Source organism: Labrys sp. F242 (assembly GCF_057813875.1).
On sequence record NZ_JBVASG010000001.1, the window covers coordinates 1,768,455 to 1,790,309 of the forward strand.

The 21,855-nt window shown below is 64.0% G+C and carries 21 protein-coding genes; 9 read left to right on the forward strand and 12 right to left on the reverse strand.

Annotated features, from left to right (window positions below; translation table 11 throughout):
• Positions 1 to 23: 23 nt before the first annotated feature.
• Together ACZYTC_RS08235 and bioB are read right to left on the reverse strand one after the other, a co-directional pair.
• Positions 24 to 1,187 (reverse strand): 8-amino-7-oxononanoate synthase, encoded by a 1,164-nt coding sequence (locus ACZYTC_RS08235; protein ID WP_488989287.1) that lies wholly within the window; start codon positions 1,185 to 1,187, stop codon positions 24 to 26.
• On the reverse strand, positions 1,184 to 2,164 hold the full coding sequence (gene bioB / locus ACZYTC_RS08240) for a biotin synthase BioB (protein ID WP_488989988.1): 981 nt from the start codon (positions 2,162 to 2,164) through the stop codon (positions 1,184 to 1,186). The genes ACZYTC_RS08235 and bioB overlap by 4 nt, the downstream gene beginning before the upstream one ends.
• A gap of 240 nt (positions 2,165 to 2,404) precedes the next feature.
• Between bioB and ACZYTC_RS08245 the strand changes: the two genes are divergently transcribed.
• On the forward strand, positions 2,405 to 3,070 hold the full coding sequence (locus tag ACZYTC_RS08245; RefSeq protein WP_488989288.1) for a GntR family transcriptional regulator: 666 nt from the start codon (positions 2,405 to 2,407) through the stop codon (positions 3,068 to 3,070).
• On the opposite strand, the gene ACZYTC_RS08250 is transcribed toward ACZYTC_RS08245, so the two are convergent.
• Positions 3,059 to 4,105, reverse strand: coding sequence for a MerR family transcriptional regulator (locus ACZYTC_RS08250; RefSeq protein WP_488989289.1), 1,047 nt, complete (start codon positions 4,103 to 4,105; stop codon positions 3,059 to 3,061). The two genes, ACZYTC_RS08245 and ACZYTC_RS08250, sit on opposite strands and share 12 nt — an antisense overlap.
• Positions 4,106 to 4,180: 75 nt before the next feature.
• The gene (locus ACZYTC_RS08255) at positions 4,181 to 4,639 is read right to left on the reverse strand and encodes a winged helix-turn-helix transcriptional regulator (RefSeq protein WP_488989290.1); all 459 of its coding nucleotides are present in this window, start codon (positions 4,637 to 4,639) and stop codon (positions 4,181 to 4,183) included.
• A 108-nt stretch (positions 4,640 to 4,747) separates the two neighbouring features.
• Here ACZYTC_RS08255 and ACZYTC_RS08260 point away from each other — a divergent pair, with 108 nt between their 5' ends.
• On the forward strand, positions 4,748 to 6,013 hold the full coding sequence (locus ACZYTC_RS08260) for an MFS transporter (RefSeq protein ID WP_488989291.1): 1,266 nt from the start codon (positions 4,748 to 4,750) through the stop codon (positions 6,011 to 6,013).
• A gap of 19 nt (positions 6,014 to 6,032) precedes the next feature.
• On the opposite strand, the gene ACZYTC_RS08265 is transcribed toward ACZYTC_RS08260, so the two are convergent.
• From ACZYTC_RS08265 to ACZYTC_RS08275, 3 genes are read right to left on the reverse strand one after another with little or no spacing between them, the layout of a single operon-like run.
• Positions 6,033 to 6,368, reverse strand: coding sequence for a tetratricopeptide repeat protein (locus ACZYTC_RS08265; RefSeq protein WP_488989292.1), 336 nt, complete (start codon positions 6,366 to 6,368; stop codon positions 6,033 to 6,035).
• Positions 6,347 to 6,949 carry a flavin reductase family protein gene (locus tag ACZYTC_RS08270; protein ID WP_488989293.1) on the reverse strand — a complete coding sequence of 201 codons (603 nt, stop codon included), beginning with the start codon at positions 6,947 to 6,949 and terminating at the stop codon, positions 6,347 to 6,349. Before ACZYTC_RS08270 ends, ACZYTC_RS08265 begins: the two co-directional genes overlap by 22 nt.
• 41 nt (positions 6,950 to 6,990) lie before the next feature.
• Positions 6,991 to 7,599 carry a superoxide dismutase gene (locus ACZYTC_RS08275; RefSeq protein ID WP_488989294.1) on the reverse strand — a complete coding sequence of 203 codons (609 nt, stop codon included), beginning with the start codon at positions 7,597 to 7,599 and terminating at the stop codon, positions 6,991 to 6,993.
• Between the two features lie 520 nt (positions 7,600 to 8,119).
• On the opposite strand from ACZYTC_RS08275, the gene ACZYTC_RS08280 reads away from it, so the two are divergent.
• Positions 8,120 to 9,556 carry an MFS transporter gene (locus ACZYTC_RS08280; RefSeq protein ID WP_488989295.1) on the forward strand — a complete coding sequence of 479 codons (1,437 nt, stop codon included), beginning with the start codon at positions 8,120 to 8,122 and terminating at the stop codon, positions 9,554 to 9,556.
• A gap of 4 nt (positions 9,557 to 9,560) precedes the next feature.
• On the opposite strand, the gene ACZYTC_RS08285 is transcribed toward ACZYTC_RS08280, so the two are convergent.
• Positions 9,561 to 10,109 (reverse strand): TetR/AcrR family transcriptional regulator, encoded by a 549-nt coding sequence (locus tag ACZYTC_RS08285; RefSeq protein ID WP_434956544.1) that lies wholly within the window; start codon positions 10,107 to 10,109, stop codon positions 9,561 to 9,563.
• Between the two features lie 108 nt (positions 10,110 to 10,217).
• Here ACZYTC_RS08285 and ACZYTC_RS08290 point away from each other — a divergent pair, with 108 nt between their 5' ends.
• The gene (locus ACZYTC_RS08290) at positions 10,218 to 11,723 is read left to right on the forward strand and encodes an MFS transporter (protein ID WP_488989296.1); all 1,506 of its coding nucleotides are present in this window, start codon (positions 10,218 to 10,220) and stop codon (positions 11,721 to 11,723) included.
• A gap of 20 nt (positions 11,724 to 11,743) precedes the next feature.
• Here the strand turns inward: ACZYTC_RS08290 and cydX are convergent, their stop codons facing one another.
• The 3 genes from cydX to ACZYTC_RS08305 are packed head-to-tail and all read right to left on the reverse strand — an operon-like array spanning position 11,744 to position 14,653.
• Positions 11,744 to 11,887 (reverse strand): cytochrome bd-I oxidase subunit CydX, encoded by a 144-nt coding sequence (gene cydX, locus ACZYTC_RS08295; protein WP_434956542.1) that lies wholly within the window; start codon positions 11,885 to 11,887, stop codon positions 11,744 to 11,746.
• A gap of 12 nt (positions 11,888 to 11,899) precedes the next feature.
• Positions 11,900 to 13,048, reverse strand: coding sequence for a cytochrome d ubiquinol oxidase subunit II (gene cydB, locus ACZYTC_RS08300; RefSeq protein ID WP_434956541.1), 1,149 nt, complete (start codon positions 13,046 to 13,048; stop codon positions 11,900 to 11,902).
• Positions 13,049 to 13,069: 21 nt separating this feature from the next.
• A complete protein-coding gene (locus ACZYTC_RS08305; RefSeq protein WP_481272254.1) occupies positions 13,070 to 14,653 on the reverse strand; it encodes a cytochrome ubiquinol oxidase subunit I in 1,584 nt (527 codons plus the stop codon).
• A 266-nt stretch (positions 14,654 to 14,919) separates the two neighbouring features.
• On the opposite strand from ACZYTC_RS08305, the gene cydD reads away from it, so the two are divergent.
• The gene (gene cydD, locus ACZYTC_RS08310) at positions 14,920 to 16,698 is read left to right on the forward strand and encodes a thiol reductant ABC exporter subunit CydD (protein ID WP_488989297.1); all 1,779 of its coding nucleotides are present in this window, start codon (positions 14,920 to 14,922) and stop codon (positions 16,696 to 16,698) included.
• Complete coding sequence (gene cydC, locus ACZYTC_RS08315; RefSeq protein WP_488989298.1) at positions 16,695 to 18,365, forward strand: thiol reductant ABC exporter subunit CydC; 1,671 nt, start codon at positions 16,695 to 16,697, stop codon at positions 18,363 to 18,365. The genes cydD and cydC overlap by 4 nt, the downstream gene beginning before the upstream one ends.
• Here cydC and ACZYTC_RS08320 read toward each other — a convergent pair.
• Positions 18,351 to 19,121 (reverse strand): helix-turn-helix domain-containing protein, encoded by a 771-nt coding sequence (locus ACZYTC_RS08320; protein WP_488989299.1) that lies wholly within the window; start codon positions 19,119 to 19,121, stop codon positions 18,351 to 18,353. The genes cydC and ACZYTC_RS08320 overlap by 15 nt on opposite strands.
• 281 nt (positions 19,122 to 19,402) lie before the next feature.
• Here ACZYTC_RS08320 and ACZYTC_RS08325 point away from each other — a divergent pair, with 281 nt between their 5' ends.
• The 3 genes from ACZYTC_RS08325 to ACZYTC_RS08335 are packed head-to-tail and all read left to right on the forward strand — an operon-like array spanning position 19,403 to position 21,852.
• Entirely contained in the window at positions 19,403 to 20,419 is a 1,017-nt protein-coding gene (locus tag ACZYTC_RS08325; protein WP_488989300.1) for an alpha/beta fold hydrolase, read from the forward strand.
• A gap of 15 nt (positions 20,420 to 20,434) precedes the next feature.
• Positions 20,435 to 20,950 (forward strand): AmiS/UreI family transporter, encoded by a 516-nt coding sequence (locus ACZYTC_RS08330; protein WP_441771792.1) that lies wholly within the window; start codon positions 20,435 to 20,437, stop codon positions 20,948 to 20,950.
• A gap of 29 nt (positions 20,951 to 20,979) precedes the next feature.
• Entirely contained in the window at positions 20,980 to 21,852 is an 873-nt protein-coding gene (locus tag ACZYTC_RS08335) for a LysR family transcriptional regulator (RefSeq protein ID WP_488989301.1), read from the forward strand.
• Positions 21,853 to 21,855: the final 3 nt, after the last annotated feature.

Genomic DNA, 21,855 nt, shown 5'->3' on the forward strand with positions numbered 1-21,855 from the left:
GCACGGCCCTTGGGACCTTCGTTTCATCGATCGTCCTCCGCCATCACCACGGCGAGCCGTTCGACCATTTGCATGATGGCCTCCTCGTCGACATTGGGCGTGATGGAAATGCGTAGGCGCGCCGTGCCGGCCGGAACCGTCGGGGGGCGGATGGCGCGGACATCGAAGCCGGCAGCCTGCACCCGCTCGGCGATGGCAAGGCAGCGCTCATTGTCGCCGATGACCACAGGCAGGATCTGCGAGCTGCTGGTCTCGATGCCGAGCCGTTCCGCCACAAGCCTGTTGGCGAAATCGATCAGCGACAATTCCCGGCTGCGCCGCTCCGGTTCGTCGGCCAGCGCGCGGAGTGCTTCGCGCACCAGCGCGGCCTGAAGCGGGGAAGGCGCGGTGGCATAGATGAAGGGGGCGGCATGGTTGACCAGGACGTCGCAGAGCACGGCACTGGCACCGACGAGCGCACCCGAGGAGCCGAGCGCCTTGCCGCAGGTATGCAGCACCACGACATTTTCCCGGCCTTCCAGAGCGGCGGCGAAACCGCGCCCGCCTGGCCCATGCACCCCGGTGGCATGGGCCTCGTCGACATAGAGGAAGCCGTCATGCGTATCGGCCAGTGCCATCAGTTCCGCCAGAGGGGCGGCGTCGCCATCCATGGAATAGAGGCTCTCGACTACGATCCAGGGATGGCCGCTGCCGCCAGCCGCCCGCCAGGCGCGGATGGCCTGCTCGAAGGCAGCAACGTCGTTATGCCGCACGGCGACAGCCGATGCGCGGCCGGCCGCGATGCCGGCATGGGCACTGGCATGAATGAGGGCATCGTGGACGACGAGGTCGTTGCGGTGGGGCAAAGTGGAGAGCGCCGCGAGATTGGCGATGTAGCCGCCATTGAAATAGAGCATGCGCTCAGAGCCGAAAAAATCGGCGGCTTCGATCTCCAGGGCCTCATGCTCGGGATGATTGCCGCGCAGGAGGCGCGAGCCGCCGGCACCGGCGGGCACACCACGATCGACGGCGGAGATGAGCGCCTCGCGCAAACGCGATGACGACGCCAGCCCCAGATAGTCATTGGAGGTGAAATCGATGCCGCTCTGGGGCGCCAGGACCCGGCGGCGCCCCTTGCGTTCGAACTGGCCGAGCCTCGCCGTATAGCGCGCCAGCTGGGGCCGTTCGCCCGGCAATGCAACGCTCACGGGGCGTCCTCCATGCGCGCGGCCGTGAGGCCAAGGCGGCGCATCAGGCTGGTGTCCTTGTCGTCGCCCGGATTGGCGGCGGTGAGCAGCGTGTCGCCGACGAAGATGGAATTGGCGCCTGCGAAAAAACACAGCGCCTGCATCTCGTCGCTCATCGCAGTGCGTCCCGCGGTGAGACGTACATGAGAGGTCGGCATCAGGATGCGGGCGAGCGCGATGATGCGAATGAACTCGATGGAATCGACCGGCGGGGTATCCACCAGCCGGGTGCCGGGCACGGGGATGAGCATGTTGATCGGCACGCTTTCCGGCGCCTCGGGCAGGTTGGCGAGCGTCACCAGCATGTCGATGCGGTCATCCACCGCCTCGCCGAGGCCGAGAATACCGCCGGAGCAGACCTTGATGCCGGCCTCGCGCACATTGGCGAGTGTATCCAGCCGCTCGGAAAAGCTGCGGGTGGTGATCACCTCGGGGTAGAAGCGCTCGGAGGTATCGATATTGTGGTTGTAATAATCGAGCCCGGTCTCGGCGAGCGTTCCGGCCTGCTGGGGCGACAGCATGCCGAGCGTCATGCAGGTCTCCATGCCGAGCGACTTCACGCCTTCGACCATGGCGACGAGCATGGCCATGTCGCGCTGCTTGGGACTGCGCCAGGCCGCGCCCATGCAATAGCGCGTGGCGCCGCCCTCCTTGGCCTGGCGCGCCTCCTCGATCACCCGCTGCACCTCAAGGAGTTTGGAGGCCCTCAGGCCACTGTCGTGATGGGCAGACTGGCTGCAATAGCCGCAATCTTCAGGGCAGCCCCCCGTCTTGATGCTGAGCAGCTTGCTGAGCTGAATGCGATTGGGATCGAAAAACCGGCGATGAACGGTCTGGGCGCGAAACAGCAGGTCGTTGAACGGCAGGTCATAGATCGCGCGGGCATCGGCGTGGCTCCAGGGCAAGGGGGTAGCACTGTCAGCGCCATCAGCGCCCAAATCAACGATACCGGCTGTGGCTTCACGGCTCTGAACTGTCGATACCTGATCGTGCATGTCGTCTCCTCGCATGACCACTCGCGGATCCCATGGGAAGTCACGAGCTTGGGAAGGAGAGGCAGCCAAACATCGGCGCCTCAAAATTATAGATAAAATTCTCAATCTATCTATCTGGAATCATCATAAAGTTGCGAGGAGAGGATGCATCTGATTTTATCATAGATAATCTATGGAGCTGCCATGGCCGAAACCGTTGCCGAGCGCATAGCGCGCACCCTGGCCGAGCGCATTGTGCGCGGGGAACTGGCGCCGGGAATACCGCTCAGGCAGGACAAGATCGCGGCGGAGTTCGAAGCGAGCCATGTACCCGCCCGCGAGGCCTTCCAGCTGCTGCGCGCCCAGGGTCTGGCGATCAACGAGCCGCGGCGCGGTATGCGGGTGGCGCCGCTCGATCGCAAGGCGGCGCAGGAAGTCGTCGAGATTCGGGCGAGTCTCGAGGTCCTGGCACTCAGCCATGCCATTCCCTGGCTGAATGCGACGAGTTTCGAACGGATGGAGCAGGCCCTTCAGGCCGGCGACCGGGCTGAGACCATTGAGGAATGGGAACTCGCCAACCGGGCCTTTCACCGCGAGATCGTGGCACCCTGCCGCATGCCCCGGCTGCTTGCCATGCTGGATGGGTTGCAACTCGCCAATTCTCGCATCATCTTCGCCGCGACGCGGACGGCGGGATGGCGCCCCGGTACGAGCCATGCCCATCGGCAGATTCTCGATGCCCTGAGGCAGCGGGATGCCAACCGCGCGGCGACCTTGCTGCGGTCACATATCCACGGGCTCGAGCAGGTAAAGAGCGGCGACTTTCCGTCATCGCCGCCTTCCGCTTCCTGGATCGGTTTAGGCCGGTGAAGGACCGCTTGCACCGGGCCTCCAGGCGATGACGCCCTCCGCGCGCGCCCGCACCATCGGCGAAGCGAGGCATGTCGCAACCGCTTCGTAACCGGGAAAACCTGGAACGGGAACGACCAGCGAGGGAGGGCTGTGATTGGCGGGACACAGGATGATGGCCGCCTCCTCGCCGGCCGTTGCCAGGTCCAGAATGGCATGTGACCGGGTCAGCACGAAGAGCGGGCGGGTGCCAGGAGGGCGCGCTCGCAGATAGGCACTTACCGCGCGCTGGGTCGGCTCGTCCAATCCCTGCTCGATCATGTCGATGACAAGAAAGGCGGGGCCTTCTTCTGCCAGGCCGATGACCAGTGCCGTAAGGGCATCGGACATCCCGGCGCCATGGTGAGCGAGGTGCGCGAGGATCGGCTCGACGCGATCGCGAAGAGCCCGATCGGTTGCCAAACCTTCCCGCAATGGAGCCGTGTCGGATACGCGCTCCAGGCCGAGAAAGGCGGCATTCGGCAGGGTTTCGGCCAAGCGCAGTGCCAGTCGGGTCTTGCCGCTGCCGAGCGGGCCGATGATGTAGGTCAGCGACCTGACGTCCTGCATCTCGAAGCGTTCGCCGCCCCAGGGCCAGGGCAGGTCGAAGGCAATGGCCGGAGCTCGGGTAGGGGAAGAGCGCCGCATGAGATCCCCGACCTCCAGCGCAGGAGTATGGGCGAGGTCGCTTTGGAGGGCTTCAAGTGTCGTGGCCGTTGCGGCAAGCCCTTTGAGTCGATCCTGCACGGCCCCTCGACGCGCCGAGAGCGCTGCTATCCGCTCGCGGCTATCGCCCTTCAGGATCCGCGCGATCTCGGCAAGCGTGAAGCCGAGCCTGCGCAACGCGGCAATCTCCCCCGCCTTGTCGATCTCCTCGGGCCCGTAGACACGCCAGCCCGCTGCGGTGCGCGGCGGGGCAAGCAAGCCCTTGTCCTCATAGAGCCGCAGGGCCTTGGTCGAGACGCCCAGCCGCCTAGCGGCCTCGGACGGATTGAGGAAACGGACTGATGCCGGCATGAATCACCCCTCGGTGGCTGACCATCCTCTTATCGAGGCGGCCCCAGGGGCAAGGTCAAGCGCGCTGGTTGCTCATCACGCCGTGTCGTCCTCCTGAACCTTGAGGATGACGGCATCCTTGGCGTCGACGGCACGCCCGTCGCTGGTGCGGATCTCGAGCTGGATGGTTTGTCCGGTCTCGCGCTCCACCAGCCGTGAATGTGGCTCACCGGGCGCGAACAGATGGGCCTCGCCAAATTTGCGCAAGGCCACCATCACCGGGAAGAGATCCCGCCCCATCTCGGTGAGGTGATATTCCTGGTGCGCGCCGCCATCCGCTGCCGGCGCGGACTTAAGAATGCCCCGGGCGATCAGGGTCTTCAGGCGCTCGGACAGGATGTTCTTGGCGATGCCGAGGCTCTTTTGAAACTCGCCGAAGCGCGTGAGCCCGTCGAAGGCGTCACGCACGATCAGCAGCGACCACCAGTCACCGACCACGTCGAGCGATCGTGCGCTTGGACAATAATCCTCGGTAAGGCTCTTGCGCTTGACCATGGTTTCACCCGTGTCCGGGCGCCTCTGCAATTTCGGTTGCATTATAAAACCCTATCGCCTATGAGGCAAATGGTTTCATTATTAAACTTATTTCAGATGGAGTTTGCCATGCCTTCGGACGTGGAATTGGGTCCCTCCGGCACTGCGACACTGGATGCCGGGGCGAGGCAGCCCTCAGTGCTGCTATCCCGCTCGCTCATTCTGCTTTTTGCCGTGGCAAGCGGCCTTGCGGTCGCCAATGCCTATTTCGCCCACCCCTTGCTCGACGTCATGGCCGACGATCTCGGCCTGTCGCGGGCCACCGCGGGCCTGATCGTCGGCGCGACCCAGCTCGGTTACGGCATCGGCCTCATCCTGCTCGTGCCGATCGGGGATCTGGTCGATCGACGCAAGCTGGTCATCGCCCAGTCGCTGCTTTCCGTCCTTGCTCTCGTCTCGATCGCCTTTGCCTCCAGCGGCGCCATGCTGCTCGTCTCGATGGCCGCGATGGGCCTGCTGGCCGTGGTCACCCAGGCCTTCGTCGCCTATGCCGCCAGTCTGGCGCGGCCATCGGCACGGGGGGAGGTGGTCGGCATCGTCACCAGCGGCATCGTGCTCGGCATCCTGCTCGCCCGCGCCATTGCCGGCTTACTCACCGATCTCTCCGGCTGGCGTACGGTCTATGTCGTCTCGGCCGTGACGACGCTCGTCATCGTCCTGGCCTTGTGGAAGATGCTGCCCCCGCAGCCGCGTCCGGCGCAGCGCCTGACCTATCCCCGGCTCATCGGCTCTCTCTTCACCTTGTTCCTGCAGGAACCGGTGCTGCGGATCCGTGCCATCATCGCCATGCTGATCTTTGCCGATATCACCACGCTGCTGGCGCCACTGGTGATGCCGTTGAGCGCACCGCCCTTTTCCATGTCGCATAGCGTGATCGGCCTGTTCGGCCTGGCGGGCGCGGCCGGAGCCCTGGGAGCTTCCAGAGCAGGACGCTGGACCGACAAGGGTTTCGGGCAGCGCGTGACCGGTATCGCGCTCGGCCTGATGCTGCTGTCCTGGTTACCGATCGGGTTGCTGCCTCACTCGATCCTGTGGCTGGTTCTCGGCATTCTCGTCATCGATTTCGGCCTCCAGGCCGTGCATGTCACCAATCAGGGCATGATCTACCGTGTCCGGCCGGAGGCACAGAGCCGGCTGACTGCGGCCTACATGGTGTTCTATTCGATCGGCAGCGCGATCGGATCGTCATCCTCGACCATGGTCTATGCCTATGCCGGCTGGACCGGCGTCAGCCTGCTCGGCGCCACCATCGCGGCGATCGCCCTGGTCTTCTGGGCAGCCACCTTGCGGGCCACGCCCAAGGAGGCGACGCAGGCGATCGCCGCCACCAAGTAGCGATGAGATATGGAAAGGTTCAGGCCGACTGGCGTCTCATCAACTTGCCGAGCAGGGACGTCATTTCCCGCAAGGCCTGCAGCTCGCCGCTTTCCCGGGCAACGGCACAGCCTCTGTTCCAGACGGCGATGGCGGCCGGGGCATCCCCTGCTTTGGCATGGGCGGCGCCGAGCTGCTTGTAGGCGGCGGCGTAATCGGGTTTCAGGGCTATGGCTCGCGCGAGGTGCAGGATGGCCCCGGCCGGGTCGCCCTGTTCCAGCCGGGCGCGCCCCAGCGTGAAGCGTGCGAGGGCATTGTCGCGGCCAGAGGCGATCTGCTGTTCCAGGCGAGCGATCAATCCGCCGGCGTCGGCCATGGCTGGGGCTCCTCGGCGAAGAGTGGCGGTGCCTCCGAAAGCGGTGCCGGTCGATGATATTGCCGCCGGTGCCAGAGTAGCGGGGCCGACGTCTGCGCCAGTTGTGTTCCGACGATCGCGCCGGCGACGACGAGATGGGTGGGGATCGACATGCTGCCGATCAAGTCACAGTCGAGGGCGGCGGCGGCCGCGGAGAGACGCGGGGTGCCGGACGCCCAACTCTGCCACTCACCGACACCGAAGCGGTCTATGCCGCCAAGCCTGCCGGCGAAGGCATCGGCGATGTTCTCCTGGCCGCTCGCCAGCATCGTCACGGAAAAACGCCCCGAGGCAAGGATAAGCTCGGCCAGGCGGCATGTCCGGTCGATCGAAACCAGAAGGGAAGGCGGTTCGGCCGAAAGGGAGAGCACGGCCGTTGCCGTGCGCCCCTGGCGTTCGCCCTGCCAATGACCGGCGACGATGCACACCGTCGCCGCCAGGCTCGACATAGCCTCGGCGAACTCCGATCGTTCGACGGGAGGTCGGCTGGGCGGTGTCAATGGCATGGGGATAACGGTGGCAGAGCGGTCGATCTCATGCATGGCACTTTCTCCCGGTCCGCCCGACCTGCCGCGACCTGCCGTCAAAGTGCGGTCAAATTGGCTTCCGCAAACTCGTAATTGGCCAACTTGTCGAGGAAGTTCACGACATAATCGGGGCGGCGGTTACGAAAATCGACATAATAGCTGTGCTCCCAGACGTCGAGGCCGAGCAGGGGCGTGCCTTCGCCGGTGGCCAGCGGATTGGAGCCGTTCGGCGTCTTCGTCACCTTCAGCTTGCCGTCCTTGCCCACGACCAGCCAGGCCCAGCCCGAGCCGAACTGCGTGGTCGCTGCCGTCTTGAAGGCTTCCTTGAAGGCATCGGTGCCGCCGAGATCAGCATCGATCCTGGCCTGCAGCTTGCCGGGGATGCCGCCGCCATCCGGGCTGAGCGCCTGCCAGAAGTGGATGTGGTTCCAATGCTGCCCGGCATTGTTGAATACCGGTGCCACCTCGGGCCGGTCCTTTAACAGGGCGATGATCTCTTCGAGCGTCTTGCCCGCCAGCGCGGCGTCCTTTTCCACGAAGCCGTTGAGGGCGGTGACATAGGCCTGGTGGTGCTTGCCGTGATGGAGCTCGAGCGTTTCCTGGCTCATGCCGCGTGCGGCGAGGGCGTTGATGCCATAGGGCAGGGTTGGAAGCGTGAAGGCCATGATGTTTCTCCGGGATCGGAGGACCACGCTTGCCATCGCGGGCGGCGCAATCCGTTTTCAAAGTCCTATCTTTGAAAAACGAATTGCACCATATGTCAATTCATAAGTTGGAAAATCGACGCTCTTCGCTCGCCGCATAAAGACCGTGGCGAGGTATTCGGCTTACCATCTTATCTGGTCCCGGCGATGCCTGTGACGGTGTTGCTGTCGCCGGCACCGGGAAGAGAAGGCCAAGCCTTGCAGCCGCTCGATATGGCAAGTGCAGCGCTTGAGCCAAATCGATTCGGAGTCTTGCCATTGCGCGTGACAGTGGTGATCTTCGCATCGTCGCGCACAATCGGGATGCCGGCGATAACGACGGCCGAGAGGCAAGGTTCTGTTTTCCAAGGCCGGCCTTGACATATCATTGAGGTGTCAATAATCAAAGTTATTGCTTGTTTTATTGTGAAGCCCAACGCGCCTAGGCCAAGGGAGCGGCTTGCCCGTCCGTCCCCGGCGCTGCGTGGGAAGGAGTTTTTCAATGTCGGCTCAGGAAGGTGGGTGGGGAGCGTTGTTCTCCGGCCGCAACGCTATACGGTCGGTCGCACTGGCCGGCGGTGTCGGGCTGCATGCCATCAATGTTTATGTCGCTACCACTATCCTGCCTTCGGTGGTCTCCGATATTGGCGGGCTGGACTACTATGCCTGGAACACCACCTTGTTCGTGGTCGCCTCCATCATCGGCTCGGCACTGTCGCCCGGATTGCTGCGAAGCCGTGGTCCACGGGGCGCCTATGGCTGGGCCGCTCTGCTGTTCGCCTTCGGAACGCTCGGCTGCGCCCTGGCGCCCAGCATGCCGGTGATGCTGATCGGCCGATCGATCCAGGGCTTCGGCGGCGGTTTCCTGTTCGCCTTGTCCTACGGCATGATCCGCATCGTCTTTCCAGAAAACCTATGGCCTCGGGCCATGGGGTTGATTTCGGGCATGTGGGGCATCGCCACGCTGGTCGGCCCGGCCATCGGAGGCATCTTCGCCGAGATCGGCGCCTGGCGTGCCGCCTTCTGGTCGATGATCCTGGTGGTGGGCCTGTTCGGCGGCCTCGCCGTGGCTGTCCTGCCGTCGCGATCGGGAGAAGAAAGCAAGGGCTCTCGCACGCCCCTGGCCCAGTTGGTTCTGCTGAGCCTTTCGGTGCTGGCCGTTTCCGCCGGCAGCGTACGGGCCGATCTGGCCTGGAATCTTGGCGGCATCGTCATTGCCCTGGTCGGGCTTGCCGCCTTGGTTGCCGTGGAAACGCAGGCAGGGCAGCGGCTGCTGCCCCGCGGATCCTTCCGTCTGTCGACACCGCTGGCGCTGACCTTCGCGACCATGTCGCTGCTCACCATTGCGGTAACGACAGGCGAGATGTTCATCCCGCTCTTCCTCCAGGTGCTGCACGGCCAGTCTCCCCTGATTGCCGGCTATCTTGCCGCCGTGATGGCAGCCGGCTGGACCGTGGGCTCGATCGGCAGTTCCGGGCAGCGGGGGCGCAACGCTGCACGCACCATCATGGCCTCGCCCCTGGTGGCGTTCGCCGGCATGCTCGCCCTGGTTTGGCTGATCCCAACCGCCGGCGGCGGGGAGGGGCCGACGATCGCCCTGTTGTGCCTGGCTCTCGCCGTCGTCGGCATCGGCGTCGGCCTTGGCTGGCCGCATATGCTGACACGGGTGCTGCAATTGGCGCCGGAAGAAGATCGCGACATCGCCTCGGCCGCCATCACCACCACTCAGCTTTTCGCGACGGCCATCGGTGCGGCCCTGGCGGGCATGGTGGCCAATCTGGCCGGTCTCTCCGACCCCGGCGGCATCGCCGGCACCTCGAGCGCGGCGTTCTGGCTGCTTGCCGTCTTCTCCGCTGCGCCGGCCCTCGCCTTGGTTACAGCAGGGCGAAGCGTGCGCGGCGCGGCCGACAAAGCGCGGCTTGCCGTGCCGTCGCCCTGAGGAATCATTCGGGTTTGTCCGGCAGCAGGCGCAGTATGTCTTCGAAAATCTCCTGCCATTCGGCTTCGGTCATCTGCACGAATTGAAAGCTGTGCAGGAAGAAGATGCCTTCGGAGGCGAGAAAGGCCAAGCGAGCCTTGCGCCCCTCGGGTGAAGAGGGGTCGATCGCCGTCAGATAGCGGCGGTACCAGGCGCGGGTATCAGCCAGTTGATCCGGGCTCTGGATCAGGGTTGCCAGCATGGCGGCCGAACGGGAGGCATCCTTGTCGTCGACATGGCGATTGGCCTCGACATAGGCCCGTACCAAGGCATGAGGGCCTGGCTGTTTCGCCGCGATCCTGGCGACCTCGGCGTCGAAACTCTCGGCCCAGCGCTCGAGCATGGCCTTCAGCAGGCCATCCTTGGTGCCGAAGCAATATTGCACCCCACCTTTGGTGATTCCGGCCTCCTTGGCGACGGCGTCGATGCTCAGCCCTGCAGGTCCGATGCGTGCCACCACGGCCTCTGCCGCATCAAGAACCAGATTGCGATCAATGCTACGGGGGCGGCCCAAACCACTTCTCTCTTTTGTTTCAATACGAATGTATTTATATTCGGCGAGTGCGGTGGGCAAGCTGTCCGCTTTGCGCGGAAGATTCCTTTCAACACTGACACTTGACCAATGGCATATCACAATCGCTGGCTGGTTCTCGCAATCGTTTCGAGTGCCTTGTTCCTCATCGTCGTCGACCTGACCGTGCTTTACACGGCGCTGCCACGCCTGACCCATGATCTGGCCGCAACGGCCTCTGAAAAACTCTGGATCCTCAATGCCTATCCTCTCGTCGTCGCCGGCTTGCTGCCGGGCTGCGGCACGCTGGGCGATCGCATCGGCTCCAAGCGGATGTTCATGGCGGGCCTGCTCGGCTTCGGAGCGGCCTCTCTGCTGGCGGCCTTCGCGCCGAGCTCGGTCATATTGATCGCTGCCCGCGCTTTGCTAGCCGTCGGCGCCGCCATGATGATGCCCGCGACCCTCGCCATCATCCGTGTCACCTTCGCCGACGAGAAGGAGAGGGCCTTCGCCATCGGCGTCTGGGCGGCAGTGGCTTCGAGCGGCGCGGCTTTCGGCCCGGTGCTCGGCGGTCTGCTGCTCGAATTCTTCTGGTGGGGATCTGTCTTCCTGATCAACGTTCCGGTGGTGATCCTCGCCTGGGTGGCGGCCGGACTGGTGCTGGAAAATCGGCCGGGCCGGGCTACCCATCCGTGGGACTTCGTCGGTTCGCTCCAGATCATGGTCGGGCTGATTGCCACGGCCTATGCCATCAAGGAATTGGGCAAGCGTTCGCCGAGTTGGGAGGCCGCCCTTGCCGCCGGGCTCATTGGCGCCCTGGCATTCCTCATGTTCAGGCGGCGCCAGCGCCGGAGCGAGACGCCGCTGATCGATTTCGGCTTGTTCCGCAACCCCGAATTCGCCGCGGGCGTCATCGTGGCCACGGTCTCCTCGGCAACCCTGATCGGCGTGGAACTGGTCTTCAGCCAGCATCTGCAATTGGTGCGGAACTTGTCCCCCTTGCAGGCTGGCCTGCTTCTATTGCCCATCCCTCTGGCCTCTATCGTGGCCGGGCCACTTGCCGGGCTTGCCTTGCCGCGGCTCGGCGCCCGTCACGTGCTTTGGATGTCGCTTGCGGTTGCCGGTACAGGTCTTGCCTTCTTCCTGCCGACGCATGACCGAACGGCGGCTCTCTGGTTGACGGCCCTCAGCGCCATGGGGTTCGGCGTGGGAGCGTCGATGTCGGCTGCTTCCAGTGCGATCATGGTCAATGCGCCGGAGGAGCGGGCCGGCATGGCCGCCTCGATCGAGGAGGTTTCCTACGAGCTCGGTGGGGCGCTCGGCGTGGCTGTGATGGGCACCATCATGTCGGCGATCTACACGGCGATGCTGGTGCTGCCGCCCGACCTGCCCGTAGCCGGCACGGTGCGCGACAGCCTGGACGAGGCCCTGCTCGCGGCTGAAGGGTTGCCCTCGTCCTCGGCCGACATGCTGGTTCGGTTGGCGCGCTCGGCTTTCGAGCAGGCCTTTCTCGGTGTGATCGCCGTCTGCTCGCTGCTCTTCTTGCTGACGGCGCTTGTCGTCGGCCTGATGGGGCGCCGCCAGGACCGCCTGAGTGATCGTCAACCGATCGGTTGACGATCACGGAAGAGCTGTCGTCAGTTGCCGGCCGTCGCCCGATCCGGTTTGTTCGCCACCTTCGCGGCAGGCACTTTCTGCTCGCGCAGTTCGAACCACATCGCGTTGAGGATGGCGAAGGAGCAGGCGAGGCCAAGGCCGAGGATCCAGGAAAAATACCACATGGTCGGGCTCCTTCAGTAGGCGTTGGGGTTGCGGCCGATCGAGTCGGCGGTGACGGGGCCACGCATCACGCGGAAGACCCAGGTGGTGTAGGCCAGGATCAACGGCAGGAAGAAAGCCGTCACCAGCAGCATGACGAAGAGCGTCATGTGGCTGGAGGAAGCGTCCCATACAGTCAGGCTGACCTTGGGGTCGAGTGAACTCGGCAGCAGGAAGGGAAACAGCGCCAGGCCTGCGGTGGCGATGATGCCGATGATGGCGAGGCTGCTGCCGGCAATCGCAAGCTTGCCCGAACGGGCCGAGAGACCAGCAAAGGCCACCAGTGGCCCGAGCAGGCCAAGGGTCGGCGCCGTCCACATCCAGCCATGGGTATGGAAATTGGCGAGCCAGCGGCCGACTTCGAGAGCGACGGTCTTGCCGAGCGGATTGGAAGGCCCGAGCGGATCCTGCGGGCTGGTGACGACATAGCCGTCGATGCCATAGGCGATCCACACGCCGCCAAGGGCGAACAACACCAGGGTTGCCAGAGCGGCAAGTCGGCCATAGCCACGCGCGCGCTCCGTCATCGGCCCCTGGGTGCGGGCCGAAATCACCGCTGCGCCATGGGTTACCAGCATGGCAAGGCTGACCAGGCCGGCGAGCAGCGGGAAGGGGCGCAGCAGGCCGAAGAAGTTGCCGGCATAGGAAGGCCGCAAGGTGGCATCCAGGCCGAACGGTACGCCCAGCAGCACGTTGCCGACGGCGACGCCGAAGATCAGGGCGGGCACGAAGCCTCCTAGGAAAAGCGCCCCGTCCCACAGATTGCGCCAGCGTTGATCCTGGAGCTTGCCGCGGAACTTGAAGCCGACGGGACGCAGGATCAAAGCGAGCAGGATGGCAATCATCGCCAGGTAGAATCCCGAGAAGGATGTCGCATAGAGTGCTGGCCAGGCCGCGAAGATCGCGCCGCCGCCCAGGATCAGCCAGACTTGGTTGCCTTCCCAGGTCGGCCCCATCAGGTTGATGAGGATACGGCGTTCCTCATCGGTACGCGCGGCAAAGGGCAGCAGCGCGCCGATGCCGAGATCGTAGCCATCCATGATGGCAAAGCCGATCAGGAGTACGCCGAGCAGGGCCCACCAGATCAGGCGCAAGGTTTCATAGTCGAGGGGTATCGTGTTCATGAGTGCATATCCAGATCTGGCTCAGCGCGGCGCGCGCGCAAGGGCGGGCTCGGGCAGGGGGCCTGCGCCAGCCGGTGCTTCATCGAGCACGCTGTGCTCGGATGGTCCCTTCCGGATGGTTTTCACCATCAGGAAGATCATGACGATGAGCAGGCTGGTATAGAGCGCCAGGAAGAAGCCCAGGCTGATGACGAGATCGGTAAGGGTGAGGCCGGAAGCGGCATAGAAGGTCGGCAGCACGCCCTCGATCGCCCAGGGCTGGCGGCCATATTCGGCGACCAGCCAGCCGGCCTCGATCGCCACCCACGGCAGTGGCAGGCTCCACAGGGCCACGCGCAGGAAAGCGCGGTTCTCGCCAAGACGGTGGCGGCAACTCATCAGGAAGGCGAGGCCGAAGAAGGCGATGAAGTAGAAGCCCAGGGCCACCATGACGCGGAAGCTCCAGAACAGCGGCGCCACGCCGGGTACCGTATCCTGGGCGGCACGCTGGATCTCCTCCTGCGTGGCATTCTGAATGTCGGGGCGATAGCGCTTGAGCAGCAGCGCATAGCCAAGATCCGGCCATTGCCTGGCGAAAGCCTCGCGAGCGGCCTTGTCGTTCGGGTCCTTGCGGATGGCGTCGAGACTGGCCGAGGCCTGGATGCCGTTACGGATACGGACTTCCGCATGCTCGACAAGCGGCCGGATGCCTGGCAATTCCTTGTTCAGGCTGCGGGTTGTGATCAGGCCCAAGACCCAGGGAACCTTGACTTCGAAGCGATTGCCGTCCTTGCCCGGAAGGGCGAAGACCGTGAGGCCGGCCGGCGCTGGCTCGGTCTCCCACATGGCCTCGATGGCGGCGATCTTCATCTTCTGGTGTTCGGTGGCGACATAGCCGCTCTCGTCCCCCAGCACGACGACGGATAGCGCCGAGGCAAGGCCGAAGCTCGCAGCCACCACCATGGAGCGCCGCGCAAGATCGCGATGGCGTCCGCGCAACAGGAAAAAGGCGCTGATCGCCATCACGAACATCGAACCGGCGACATAGCCGGCGCTGACCGTGTGCACGAACTTGGCCTGGGCGACCGGATTGAAGATGACCGCGATGAAATCGGTGATCTCCATGCGCATCGTGTCGGGATTGAAGGCCGAGCCGACCGGGTTCTGCATCCAGCCATTGGCGATCAGGATCCACAGGGCAGAGAAATTCGCGCCCAGTGCCACCAGCCAGGTCACGGCCAGATGCGCCACCTTCGACAAGCGGTCCCAGCCGAAGAAGAACAGGCCGATGAAGGTGGCCTCCATGAAGAAGGCCATCAATCCTTCAATCGCGAGGGGGGCCCCGAAGACATCGCCGACATAGTGGCTGTAATAGCTCCAGTTCATGCCGAACTGGAATTCCATCACGATGCCGGTGGCGACACCCATGGCGAAGTTGATGCCGAACAGCGTACCCCAGAATAGCGTCATGCGACGCCAGACCGGGTTGCCGCTCATCACATAGACGCTTTCCATGATGGCGATCAGGACGGAAAGACCAAGCGTCAAGGGCACGAAGATGAAGTGATACATGGCTGTCGCCGCAAATTGCAGCCGCGACAGGTCAACGATGGTGAAATCGATCATAGACGCCCAACCTGCTCCAATACTGGCATTGCACCAGTCTCAAGTTTCCCTAAACGGGCAACCCGTGGCGGGCATTGATCGAAATCAATGCCCCAGCAGCCCGCGGCGGCTAAAGATGCGGGGATTGTGCTTCGGTTGGTTTTGCTTTTGCAAGACAAATTCTAAATTAGGCAACACTTTGCTTCGTAAGAAGAGCGGTGGATATACTGGCGCCATTGGTGAACTATCTGGGCTTGTGTTGCGTAGAAATTGCAGATGAGGTCGATGTGGAGCAAGCAAGCGAGAAGGTCGGCGTTCAGATCGCAGGAAGGCCAAACGGGCGAGACGGCGCCGCTCTCGTCGCTCTAGCCCGCAATGCCCGACAGGGGCTGGCGATCGCAACGATCCTGCCGCTCGTCTCGGGGGGGCTCCTCGTCGTCCAGGCCTATCTGCTGGCTTCGGTGCTGCATCGGGCCGTGGTGGGAGGAGAAAGCGTCGCCACCCTGGGCAGCCTGATCGTCTGGATCGCTGTCCTGATCGCCTCGAGGCTCGTACTGGCAGCGCTGGGCGAGCAGGCGGGTATTGCCGCAGCCGAGCGCATCAAGTTCGAGTTACGCGGGCGCCTGGCCTCGCGCCTGGCCGCCAGTTCGCTCGAATGGTCGGCCTCACGCTCCTCCGGTGCATTGAGTGCGGCGGTGGTGGACCAGGTCGAAGCACTCGACGGCTTCTTTGCCCGCTTCCTGCCGGCGAGCATACAGGCGGCCGTGCTCCCGCTGGCTTTTGCCGCGGCGGTGCTGCCGGTCGACTGGGTGGTCGGTCTGCTCTTCCTGCTGACGGCGCCACTCATCCCGCTGTTCATGGCGCTGGTGGGCTGGGGGGCGGAGGCGGCGACCAAGGCCCAGGCCAATGCGCTTGTGCGGCTGGCCGGGCATTTCGCCGATCGCCTGCGCGGCATGACCACACTGAAACTCTTCGGTCGTGCCGAGTTCGAGACCCGCGATGTCGAACGAGCGAGCGAGGATCTGCGCCGCAGGACCTTGCGCGTGCTGCGCATCGCCTTCCTGTCCTCCGCCGTGCTGGAATTCTTCGCCGCCCTCGGCGTTGCCGGCGTGGCGCTCTATGTGGGCCTGACCTATCTCGGGCTCGTGGACCTGCGCGGCTCCGCCCTCACATTGCAGGCAGGCCTGTTCTGCTTGCTGATGGCTCCGGAAGTCTATCAGCCCTTGCGCCTGCTTGCCGCCCACTATCACGACAGGGCTTCAGCCAAGGCAGCGATTGCCGAGATCGAGGCACGCTTCGCCGGACTGCCGGAGGCCGGCACCGCTTCGGAGCGCGCAGCGCGTCTTCCGGCTTCGTCCGGCGGATTGCCGCTCCGTATCGAGCACCTGACCATCCGGGTACCCGACAGCGATCGCGTCCTGCTCGACGACATCTCGCTGGAGATCGCAGCAGGCCGGCACCTCGCACTTTTCGGTGAAAGCGGGATCGGCAAGTCGAGCCTTTTGGAAACGATAGCCCGCCTGAGGCCGGGCGACGGCATCCATGTCGCAGGGCTTGAGCTTGCTGCGATCGACGAAGCCAGCCTGCGGGCGGGCGTCGCCTTCATCAGCCAGCGCGCGCGCCTGTTTCATGGCTCGATCGCCGAGAATATCAGGCTGGGCAAGCCTTCCGCCTCGGCGGAGGAGATTGCGCGCGCGGCAGAACGGGCATGTGTCCTGGATTTTGCCTCGAAGCTGCCCGATGGGCTAGATACCCTGATCGGAGAAGGCGGCGTCGGCCTGTCGGGCGGTGAAGGGCATCGGGTCGCCCTGGCGCGCCTGTTCTTGCGAGAACCCGGCCTGATTCTCCTGGATGAGCCGACGGCACATCTGGATGCCGCCACGCAGGCCCGTGTACTCGATGCCTTGGTCGATTTTGCCGCCGGTCGAACCATGATCGTCGCGACCCATTCGCTCGCCGTAGCCGCCCGGCTGGATGAGGCCTGGCGGCTGGCCGGCGGCAAGCTGCTGCCGATTCCGCATTTTCCCGCCGGCAAGGCACACAAACAGCCGAGGTGGACCGCATGATCGCCTTGTTGTCCTTCTGGCCGCTGTTCCGCCAGCATATCGGCCGCATGGGGCTGGCGCTGATGTTGGCCGTGCTGACCTTGGCCGCCGGTGTCGCACTGCTCTGGATCTCGGGCTGGTTCCTGACGGCGGCGGCTCTCACCACGGCGGCGGCGAGCTTCAACCTGTTCGGTCCGTCCTCGCTGATCCGGGGCCTGTCCTTGGTGCGGATCCTCTCGCGCTATGGCGAAAAGCTGGTCGGACACGACGCCACCTTGCGCCTCCTCTCGGCTCTCAGAGGCTGGTTGTTCGCGCGCCTGTTTCCGCGCGTTCCCTTGCCGTCACGCGATCTCAGGCATGGTGACCTCGTCAGCCGGCTCACGGCCGACGTCGATACGCTCGACACCGTCTTCCTCACGGCGTTCGGCCCCTTCCTGACGGCCTTGTTGATCGGGACCGGCATGACGGCCGGGCTGTTCTTTCTGCTGCCGGCCGCCGCTCCGATCTATGCTGCGGTCCTGATCCTCGCGCTTGTCGGCGTTCCGGCCGTGCTGACCCTATTCTCGCGCCGGCTGGGTGCGGAACTGGTGGAGGCCTCCGCCGCCTTGCGCATCGCCATGCTGGATCGCATCGATGGCCACGCCGATCTGGTTGCCTTCGGCGCGGTCGCTGCGGCAGGTCAGGAATTCGACCAGGCAGCAAAGCGGCTCGCGCAGGCCCGCAGACGCTCAGCACGCGCCGGCCTGCTGGCCGGGGCGGCTGTACAGGCGCTGGCGGGACTCGCCCTCATCGGCGTGCTCTGGTGCGGCGTCCAGGCTTTGCGGCAGGACGAGATCGGCGGCCCTCTGCTCGTCGGCCTGCTGCTCGCGGTACTCGCGAGCTTCGAAGCAACGGCCGTGCTGGTGCGCAGTGTCGCCGAATTCGGTGCTGCCCTGACGGCCGCCCAGAGGGTGCGTGCGATTGCGCAGATGGCTCCCGCAATCGGCGATCCCCAACGCCCCGTGGCGCTGCCGGATGGCGACCTTGCCGTGAACCAGGTGACTTTCGGCTTCGACCCGGCGCGTCCGGTGCTGCGCAACCTCAGCCTTGCGATTTCGGCAGGCGAGCGCGTGGCAATCATCGGCGAGAGCGGCAGTGGCAAGTCGACCTTGCTTGCCCTGCTGCTCAGGCTGCACGATCCCCAGGCCGGCTCGATTGCAGTGGGCGGCACCGATATCCGCACCGTGCGCCAGGCCGATCTCCATGCACGGGTCGCCCTATTGGGCCAGAATGCGCCTGTCTTTCTCGGCTCGGTGCGCGACAATCTGTTGATCGGCCGAGCCGAGGCGAGCGATGCCGAACTCTGGTCTGCGCTCGACGCGGCACGGATCGCGAATTTCGTGCGGAGCCTCCCCGAGGGGCTCGATGCCTTTGTCGGAGAAGCGGGACGCACTTTGTCCGTCGGGCAGGTGCGGCGGCTCTGTCTTGCCCGCGTCCTGCTGTCACCAGCCGAAATTCTGGTTTTCGATGAACCGACCACTGGCCTCGATCGAGCCATGGAGGTGGATTTCCTGGCCGATCTCGCAGCCGCTACCAAGGGGCGCAGCGTCATCCTCGCAACCCACGCCGACATCCCGGCGGGAGCAGTCGACAAGATGCTTGCCCTCGTCGACGGTCGCTTGATACCGGCAGAGCTAACAGGCGGCTGAACGCCGATGTTCGGGCGGAATGCTGATGCCGGCGATGTCGGTGAGCCGGTCCTCGCGCAGTATCTCCACCAGATGGGCTTCGGGCAGGCGGATCAGTCCCTGCGTCTTCAGCCGGGTGAAACAGCGACTGACGGTCTCAATGGTCAGGCCAAGATAATCGGCGATATCGGTCCGCGACATCATCAGCTGCAACACATGTCGATGATGGGGCTGGCCATTGGCCCGGGCATCGAGCGTGAGCAGGAAGCTTGCCAGCTTTTCGAGCGGCGCCAACCGGCCGAGCATGAGCTGATTGTCTTGGGCCTGGCGCAAGGCCGCTCTGGTCATGCGATGCAGCCTGTCCCTGAGGCTCGGAAACTCGCTCATCAGCAACTCCATCTCGCGGATGGGGAAGGCGCACAGATTGGAGGCGATGACGGCTTCGGCCGATTGGGAATGGACGTCGTCGTCGACCAGGCCGAGATAGTCGCCCGGCAACAGAAACCCGGCGATTTGCCGCCGGCCATCGGGCAGATCGGTGAAGAGCCTGAGCATGCCGGATGTCAGGCTGTAGACCTTGCGGCGGGGATCGCCCTGGCGCAGCAGCGTCTGGTTGGGCTGGAGCGCGATCGGGCTGACAATGCTTTCGAGACGATGAAGATCCTCATCGGCCATGGCTGCGCAAAGAGCCTGGTGCCGAACGTCACAGTCGCTGCAGGCTCCGCAAGCCTTGCGGACTAGCGTGAGAGGAGAGCGGAATCCGGCTGCTGCGCCCATGATGAGAACCAATCGCGTTGCGACGAAGTCTATGGGGTAGCAGGTGGGGGCAGAGCCCGCGACTGGACATTTCGTCCAGTCGGACCGTCTGGCGACGGCGAGGCGAGGTGGGCAGCAAACTGCGACCAAAGGGCGAGCAGCTTCGCGAGTGGGTTGAGAATGCAATTCTAATACAGGAGATAAGTACTTCTAATTTGCCAACATAGATGATGCAGCCCTTAATTAGTTCTATCCGAAATCGATGAATTTGGTTCTCGGAAAGAGAAAATTCGGGAGGCGATATGGCAGATTACAGCATTTTTGATCTTGGTGACGTCGTATTGCAGTCTGGATCTACGTTGCGCGCGACGAAGTTGGCCTACAAAACCTATGGCAATCTCAATGCCAAGCGGGACAATGCCATCGTCTACCCGACCTGGTATTCCGGCCAACACTATGAAAACGAGTGGCTGATTGGGGATGGGATGGCCCTCGACCCCAACCGCTACTTCATCATCGTGCCCAACATGCTCGGCAACGGCCTGTCGAGTTCACCGAGTAACACGCCCGAACCGTGGAACAAGGCGCGCTTTCCCAAGGTGACGCCCTATGACAACGTGCGCCTGCAGCACAGGCTCGTGACGGAGAAGTTCGGCATCGAAACGCTACCATTGGTGACGGGCTGGTCCATGGGCGCGGGGCAGACCTATCACTGGGCGGCTCTCTATCCCGATATGGTGCAGCGCATTCTGCCCTTCCAGGGCGCGGCACGCTGCTCGCGGCATAATTTCGTCTTCCTTGAAGGCGTGAAGGCAGCGCTCACCGCCGACACGGCCTTCCAGGAAGGTTGGTATGACACATCCCCCACGCGGGGACTGCGAGCCATGGCCCGGGTCTATGCCGGTTGGGGCTTCAGCCAGGCCTTTTATCGGGAAAAGCTCGACCTCGAAGTCATGGGCTATGCCAGTCTGGAGGATTTCCTTGTCGGCTTCTGGGAAGGCATCTTCCTGCCCCGCGATGCCAATAACCTTCTGACCATGCTGTGGTGCTGGCAGCATGGCGATATCAGCAAGAACGAGCTTTTCCACGGAGATTTCGAAAAGGCACTGGGCGCCATTAAAGCCAAGGCCTTCGTCGTGCCGGCGTCAACGGACCTCTATTTCCCGCCGGAAGACAATATCCATGAGGTCAAGCACATGCCCAACGCCGAATTGCGTCAGATCGACAGCATCTGGGGCCACTTTGCCGGGGGGCCGGGCACCAGTCCCGCCGATGTGAAGACGCTCGACAATCTGCTCAAAGAACTGCTGGCCAGTTGAGCGCGGGAGGCTTTCATGCTGGTCGGCTTGGTTCTGCTCTATGTCGGCATGGTGCTGTTCCAGAATGGTCTATGGCTGCTCGGCCGGATCGGGGACAGGGAAGTCGCCTTGCCGAACTTCTTTTCAGGGGCCGTGCTGGCCCTCGTCAGCCTCGACCTGGTGATGGGAGGTACGCTCACACTCGGGGCGGTCAAATCGGCCGCGCTGATTCTCCTGTTCGGCATCACCTTCCTCTGGGTCGGCTTCAACCAACTCAACGGGAATGACGGACGCGGACTGGGCTGGTATTGCCTTTCCGTGGTCGCCATTCTCCTGCCGATCACCATCGAGAGCTTCCGGGCGGCGGCCACTATCTGGGACCATTGGTTTGCGCTGTGCTGGCTACTTTGGGCCACCCTCTATGCGATGTTCTTCCTTTTGCTGGTAAAGGGCATGCGGATTGGCCGCCCGACAGGCTGGATGGCTTTGTTCAACAGTGTGGTCACCGGCCTTCTCCCCGGCTATCTCTTGCTCGGAGGTCATCTGGCATAGTCATCTTGCCTGGCCGGGCAGAGGAAGCCATGTCGTCGACCTATCTCGATATTCGTTCGTTGCGCGCCTTCGTCCTGACGGTCGAAACGGGAAGCCTTACCGAGGCTTCCCGCCGCATGGGACGCACGCAGTCGGCCGTGACCCAGCAGATCCAAAAATTGGAACAGATCATCGGACGTCCCCTGTTCGATGACACCAGGCGGGCGCTGGAACTGAGCGAGACCGGCACGGTGTTCCTTTCCCATGCCCGTCAGATTCTGAGCAGCCACGACGAGTGCCTGGCGCGCTTTACTCCGAAGACAGCCGAAGAGAAGGTGGTTTTCGGTGTGCCCGATCTCTACGCCACTTTCCTCTTGCCGCCGATCCTCAGCGCCTTTCGTCGGGACTATCCGCATATTCGCATCGAACTGCGCTGCGCCCTGTCGAGACCGCTGGTGGCGCGAGTGCGCGAGGGCAGCGTCGACATCGCCTTGGTGACGCGGATGGACGGCTTCACCGGCGGCCAGGTGGTCGGGCGCGAGCAACTGGTCTGGCTGACGGGAGCAACCTCATCGGCCCATCTGGAAGATCCCGTGCCGATGGCTCTGCTTCCACCCGGCAATATCTATCGCGACTACGCCATCGAGGCGCTCGACAGGGCCGGGCGGAGCTGGCGCATCGCCTGCGTCAGTGACAGCATCAGCGGGCTGCAGACGGCCGTGCTGTCGGGTATCGCCGTTACCGTGTTGATCGAGAGCGCCCTGGTGCCGGGGCTGCGCCAGCCGCCCATGCAGGCGGGCTTTCCATCCTTGCCGAGCGTCGACCTGCTGCTTTACCGCTCGGCCACTGAGCAGGGCTCGCCGGCTGTAGAAACGCTTCATCGCTACCTGCTCAACCATCTCAGCCTGACGAGTGGAAGGTAGGAA